This is a genomic window from Finegoldia magna, from assembly GCF_018371055.1.
Taxonomy (GTDB): Bacteria; Bacillota; Clostridia; order Tissierellales; family Peptoniphilaceae; genus Finegoldia; species Finegoldia magna_I.
Map to the genome: position 1 here is coordinate 1 of NZ_JAGYZD010000088.1, position 6,309 is coordinate 6,309.

General features: G+C 32.7%; 8 protein-coding genes. All 8 read left to right on the forward strand.

Annotated elements, in window-relative coordinates; genetic code table 11:
- On the forward strand, positions 1–876 hold an 876-nt coding region (locus KHW44_RS05045), incomplete at its 5' end, for a double-cubane-cluster-containing anaerobic reductase (RefSeq protein ID WP_304066746.1).
- Complete coding sequence (locus KHW44_RS05050) at positions 866–1,129, forward strand: DUF3343 domain-containing protein (protein WP_002835117.1); 264 nt, start codon at positions 866–868, stop codon at positions 1,127–1,129. The genes KHW44_RS05045 and KHW44_RS05050, both read left to right, overlap by 11 nt.
- Before the next feature lie 97 nt (positions 1,130–1,226).
- Entirely contained in the window at positions 1,227–2,594 is a 1,368-nt protein-coding gene (locus KHW44_RS05055; RefSeq protein ID WP_304066750.1) for a GTP pyrophosphokinase, read from the forward strand.
- Positions 2,584–2,937 carry a holo-ACP synthase gene (acpS, locus tag KHW44_RS05060; protein WP_154272294.1) on the forward strand — a complete coding sequence of 118 codons (354 nt, stop codon included), beginning with the start codon at positions 2,584–2,586 and terminating at the stop codon, positions 2,935–2,937. Before KHW44_RS05055 ends, acpS begins: the two co-directional genes overlap by 11 nt.
- 1 nt (position 2,938) lies before the next feature.
- Positions 2,939–3,778: an NAD(P)H-hydrate dehydratase gene (locus KHW44_RS05065; protein ID WP_304066755.1), complete on the forward strand. Its 840-nt coding sequence runs from the start codon at positions 2,939–2,941 to the stop codon at positions 3,776–3,778.
- Complete coding sequence (gene alr / locus KHW44_RS05070) at positions 3,778–4,953, forward strand: alanine racemase (RefSeq protein WP_304066758.1); 1,176 nt, start codon at positions 3,778–3,780, stop codon at positions 4,951–4,953. The genes KHW44_RS05065 and alr overlap by 1 nt, the downstream gene beginning before the upstream one ends.
- A gap of 109 nt (positions 4,954–5,062) precedes the next feature.
- Positions 5,063–5,404 carry a type II toxin-antitoxin system PemK/MazF family toxin gene (locus KHW44_RS05075; protein ID WP_002835111.1) on the forward strand — a complete coding sequence of 114 codons (342 nt, stop codon included), beginning with the start codon at positions 5,063–5,065 and terminating at the stop codon, positions 5,402–5,404.
- Between the two features lie 71 nt (positions 5,405–5,475).
- A partial coding sequence (locus KHW44_RS05080; RefSeq protein ID WP_304066762.1) for a phage tail protein occupies positions 5,476–6,309 on the forward strand: 834 nt, incomplete at its 3' end.

A 6,309-nucleotide genomic window follows, 5' to 3' on the forward strand; every position in this document is an offset into this window, starting at 1 on the left:
TTATTCGTCGGAGAAACGACTTGCGACGGCAAGAAAAAAGCTTGGGAAATCATGTCAAAAGATGCTCCAATGTACATCTTTGATTTGCCACAAATGAAAAGAGACAAAGACGTTGAATTCTTTAAAGATGAAGTTTATAGATACATCGACAGAATTGAAGAATTAACTGGCAACAAATTAACTCCAGAATCTCTTCACGATGCAATTGTTTTAATCAACAACAAAAGACGTGCAATGCAAAGATTATGGGAATTCCGTAAATTAGACAATGTTCCAATCAGTGGTAAGGACTGCTTATTAATTTCACAAATCGCATTCTACGATGATCCAACAAGATTTGCGCAAAAAGTAAATGAACTATGCGACGAATTGGACAAGAGAAAAGAACAAAACGTTAGCGTATACAAAAAAGGCGCTACAAGATTGATGTTAACAGGAACTCCATTGTCTATTCCAAACTGGAAACTACACCACATCATTGAATCAAGTGGAGCAGCTGTTGTATGTGAAGAAATGTGTACAGGTTCAAGATATTTTGAATTAACTGTAGATGAATCTGGAAAAACTATGGATGAAATGGTTGATCACCTAACAGATAGATACATGAAAGGTATCAACTGCGCATGTTACACTCCAAACACTGAAAGAGTTGACGACATCATCAGACTTGCAAAAGAATACAACGTTGATGGTGTAATCGATGTTAACTTAAAATTCTGTAACATTTACGATACAGAAGGTCACATTGTAGAAAAAGAACTTAAAGATCACAACATTCCAGTATTGGGAATTGAAACTGACTATACAGACGAAGACAGCGAACAATTGAAGACAAGAATTGAAGCCTTCGTTGAAATGATTGAAAATGGCAGATAAAATGAACTACATCTTGTTCAAAGATGTGGCAAACGGACAAAAACTTTACGATTTAATCAAAGAAAATTCTATCAAAGCTACGATTGCACCAACACCAAGAGTATTGGATGTGTGTTGTGGGATTTCTATATTGTACGATAACTTGGAAGACAAACCGAAAATCGAAAAAATCATAGAAGAAAACAACATCGAAATCAAGGGCTTTCACGAAATAGAACGAGACATTAATCCTAACAGGATGAAGTTTCTATAAATTGTAAAATCAAAAGAGCACACGCAGTGCTCTTTTTTGATGCTTGTGAAATGCTTAAATATGGTAAAATAGTAGTAGCAATAAAAAGGAGAATAAAATGAGAGCTGGAATTTTTCAATTTATGAATGATGCTGTTAAATTAATTAATAGTCGTTACAAATTCATAAACTTTGTTGCAGAAGAAACAAAAGAGTTTTTCAGTAAAGTTTTTGAAACGAACGAAGATGTTATTAATATTAACGCACGTGTAAAAAAAGAAGACAGCATCAAAGAAAAAATACTAAAACAAAATTATTATATAAAATGTAAAGATGTAGAGGATGTGTTCAATCTATTTCCAGATTTGATTGGAGTTAGAATAGAATGTCGTTTCAATGAAAATGAAAAAGATTTGTACGAATATTTAAAAAGACTTTTTTATTACAAAGATGAAGACGGCTATTATTATTCTAAGTATGATATGAGAATCAGACTTAACCTGGATCAACCACAACCACAAAAACAAAAAAACGGGTTCGAAATTTATAAAATCGACGCTATTTTCGTGGAAAATGACGACATGAAAATTAATTTCGAAGTGCAAATCAAATCCATGGTCAATGTGTTCTGGGGAGAGGTAGATCATTCGATTTTGTACAAAAATTCAAACTACGTTATGACTGAAGATTTGATACGTGATGTGATGTACTCAATCAATAATAACCTTACAATTATAGACAAACAATTAAACAGCGTTTACAAAAAAATGATGACAGTGGAATCCAACGAAGATGACGCTACAAGACAACAATTTAAAAGCATCATAACAAAAATGATTCACGATGGTTACATGCTCAAACTGAAATACAACTTAGGTTTTGTAATAGATATGAGAAATATCGCAAATGTAGTGAGCGATTATTTATTTTCTGTAATGGATGTTTTGGAGAAAAAACAATACGAAGAAAGATTGATCGACATATTAAACAAGGTCAATGCCATAAGTAACAAACCGATTAGTTTTGGTGAATTGTATGATTTTTCAGATATGGAATTTGGGGATTACATTCACACTTCATTTGCACAAGGACTTAACAGCAGACTGGACAAGGACTTCAACTGGAATTTCTGCTTGTCAATATTATTTGCGCTTGATGACAGAGAAAACAACGAAATTTTTATGGATTTTGTGTATTATGTGATATATTCCATAAAAAAAGTCATCGAAAAAGAAATCAGTAACTGCAATATCAACCAAACTTACCAAGATATTTTGACGGATAAATTAATGAAAGAAAGCATGAAATACTTGTCAGAATCGTATAATATTAATAATTTTTCACAAAATTCATTCGAAATAATAGGAGAAATAGTAGAAGATTTCGTAAAAGATGTGGAAAGCGTGGAAGATATCGAAAAATTAGATTTTTTAGCATTGAGAAACAAATTCTTGGAAAAATTTGAAGGAATCAAAAATGAAGATTAGATGTGGAACTGATATTCTGAGAGTTTCACGAATAGAAAACATCAAAAATCTGGATAAATTTATGAAAAAAGTCTTCACTGAACGTGAAATTTCATACATTGAATCCAAAAACAGAAGTTTTGAGACGATTGCGGGGATGTTTTGCATGAAAGAAGCAGTGTCAAAAGCTTTGAAGACTGGAATTGGTAAAATGAGTTTTATGGATGTAGAGTCTATACATGACGAGGGATTAGTTGTAAAATTAAATACAGATAAATTTCCAAAAGTTTTAGATATTGATGCATCCATTTCTCACGATGAAGAATACGCAATAGCAATGTGCGTGTTGATGTTGGAGGATTAAAATGGATTTTACAATAAAAAAACGCGATCCTTTTTCCAATAAAGGAAACTACGGAAGAGTCTGCATAGTCGGTGGATCTAACGGAATGTGTGGCAGTGTGTACTTGGCAAGCATGGCAGCACTTCGTTGTGGTAGTGGATTGGTGTACACGATTGTCCCTGAAGTTATCTCAGAAATTATGCAAATAAAATCCGTTGAGAATATAATACTTCCACTTGAGTGTGTCGACAAAAAATTGGGTGCCAATTCTATTGCTCAGATTTTAGAATATATTTCCAATAAAAACTGTGTCGCAATAGGTTGTGGCATGGGAAAAGACAAATTAAATTACGAATTGATAAAAGCCGTACTCAAAAATTTTCATAAACCAGTGTTGATAGATGCTGATGGATTGAATTCAATAAAAGACTTCAGTGAACTAGAATTTGATGATTATTCTGTTGCGATAACTCCACATCCGCTTGAATTTAGTAGACTTTCTGGATTGGATGTAGAATATATCAATCAAAATCGCGAAAAGGTCGCCACAGAATTTTCGAAAAAACACAAATGCATCGTAGTTCTCAAAGGTCATCACACAATCGTTGCAAAAAATGATGAAATATATGTAAATAATACTGGAAATGCGGGAATGGCGACTGCTGGAAGTGGCGATTGTTTGTCTGGTATCATTGCAAGTTTCATGCACAACAGAGATGTGTTCGAAGCTTGTAAATTGGGAGTGTATATTCACGGAATGGCTGGAGATTTTGCAAAACAAAAAATAGGAGAAGATAGCATTATTGCATCGGATATTATTAGAAATTTACCGGAAGCAATCAATGCCTGTAAGGAGAAATAATGTTTAAGTATCAAAGTTATTTGAAGGTTGATTTGGACAAATTAAAACACAATTACAAAGAAATAAAAAACATCAGCAATTTAGTCAAAATGTGTGCCGTTGTAAAGGCTAATGCTTATGGACAAGGCGCAGCATTTATCACAAAAGAATTGGAATATTTAGGAATAGATTACTTTGCAGTGTCCAATATAAATGAAGCCTTGGAACTTCGCAAAAATGGAATATTCAAACCAATTATGATTTTAGGCTACATTTCCAATGAAAACATTGAAGTAGCAATAAAAAACAACATCGAATTAACGGTTTACGATTACGAAACTGCAGTTGAAATCAATAACGTTGCAAAAAGTTTGAATAAAATATGCAAAGTTCACATCAAAATCGATACAGGAATGACAAGATTAGGATTTCAAGTTAGACTTGACAAAGATAAATGCTTGGAAGACATCTTCAAAATCTATAAAATGGATAATGTAGTGTTGCAAGGAATTTACAGCCATTTTTCAGATGCTGATAGCGAAGATTATTCCTATACAAAAGAACAATACAATACATACATTGGTTTTATGATTGATGTGGAAAACAGAGGAATAACTGTTCCAATAAAACACATAGCAAATGATGCAGGAGCGATAATTCACGGATATTTCTTGGATATGATAAGATGCGGAATCGGACTTTACGGCTATCACGCATCAGATTATGTAAGGGAAAATTCAAGATTAAACCTAGAAGAAATATCATCACTTTACACAACAGTGTCCATGATTAAAACAGTTCCAAAAGGAACAGACATTGGATACGGTAGAACATTCACGACAAACTCTGAAACAGTAGTTGCAACAGCGACAATCGGATATGCTGACGGCTATCCATTGGAATTATCCAACAAAGCTTATGTAATTATCAACGGCAAAAAAGCAAAAATTTTGGGAAAAGTCTGCATGGATCAAATCATGATAGATGTAACATACATTAGAGATGTAAAAGTCGGCGACAAAATTTTGTTGTTCGGAAAAGATGACATGGGAGAAATCTCGTTGTATGATTTGGCAGAAATGGCAAACACAAATGTTTATGAGCTTTTGTGCAGAGTTACAATGAGAATTCCTAGAATTTATACTAGAAATGGAAAAGTCGTAGAAGTGTGTGACTATTTACAAAAAATCAACTAATCTTAGCCCAGCTTTTAAGTTGGGCAAGTTTTTTATATTGATTTCTTGAAGTGTTTTGGATATAATAAAAATAGTTCTTAAAATAGCGAAGAGTTTATAGGGTGAGTTTATGAAGGTAAAAAGAGGAGACATATTTTACGCAGACTTAAGCCCTGTTGTTGGATCTGAGCAGGGTGGTGTAAGACCTGTCGTTGTTGTTCAAAATGATGTGGGAAACAAATACAGTCCAACCGTAGTCATAGCAGCTATTACTTCACAAATAAATAAAGCGAAATTACCAACACACGTGGCAATAGAACGATCCAAGTACGGCTTACCGAAAAATTCAGTTATTTTAGCTGAACAAATAAGAACTATTGATAAAAAAAGGCTTCGTGAAAAAGTAGGTAGCTTTGACGATAGAGTTCTGATAAAGTTGGATGAAGCTTTAAAAATATCTGTGGGTATATAATCTAAACTACATATTTTATAAAAAAGTTATCAAATTTGATTTGGTAGCTTTTTTTGTATATAATTTAAGCTATGGAAAATTACGATATTTTTAGATTAAACAACTTTTTAATATACAAAAAAACAGGAACAGATGGGTTAAGCATCTACGATTGGAACAAGAAGAAATTCGCATTCAAAAACGAAAATAGCGAACAAGAACTTCTTAAAATCAACGACATATACATCAACGACAGAAACAGTGACATCGAATTAATCGATTTAGTTGAGCGTGAACAAGAAAATTCATTTTCTTCAGTTGTGAATTACTACAGCGATATGAGCGAAGTACAACTTCACAAAAAGGCCATACTATATCTCATCAAAGACAAAGATTTTGATATGCTACAAGATTTATTCGACAAAATCGAAGATGATCAATCATATTCGTATCTATTTGTATTCGCAATCAAAAAATTAATACAATATGGAAATAGTCCGTCACTATTAAAAGGCAACATCGAATTGACAGAAGAAAACCAAGAAATAGTCACAACATTATCCATTAGCATGATATCAGATGCGCTATTGAAATATTTTGAATATTTCAAAAAGTTTTTCATCTTCACATCTAATTACGTGTTCACAATAGATGTAAGAACGTATATACTTATGAATTACATGACCAAATTCATAGCAAAATGGAGAGAATTTCTGTACAAATACTCAAAAGTCGACGACAAAGAATCCACATTCAAATTAATCAACGATTATGTAATCATGCTTTCACAAAGCTTGGACAATGATAATTACTCACTTGAAATGGAGAAAGAAATCATATCAGAAACCAAGAAATATTTGAACGAAGAAGATTATACGAATGTGTTCAAAAACTTGTCATCAATACATGATTCGTATTATTTTATA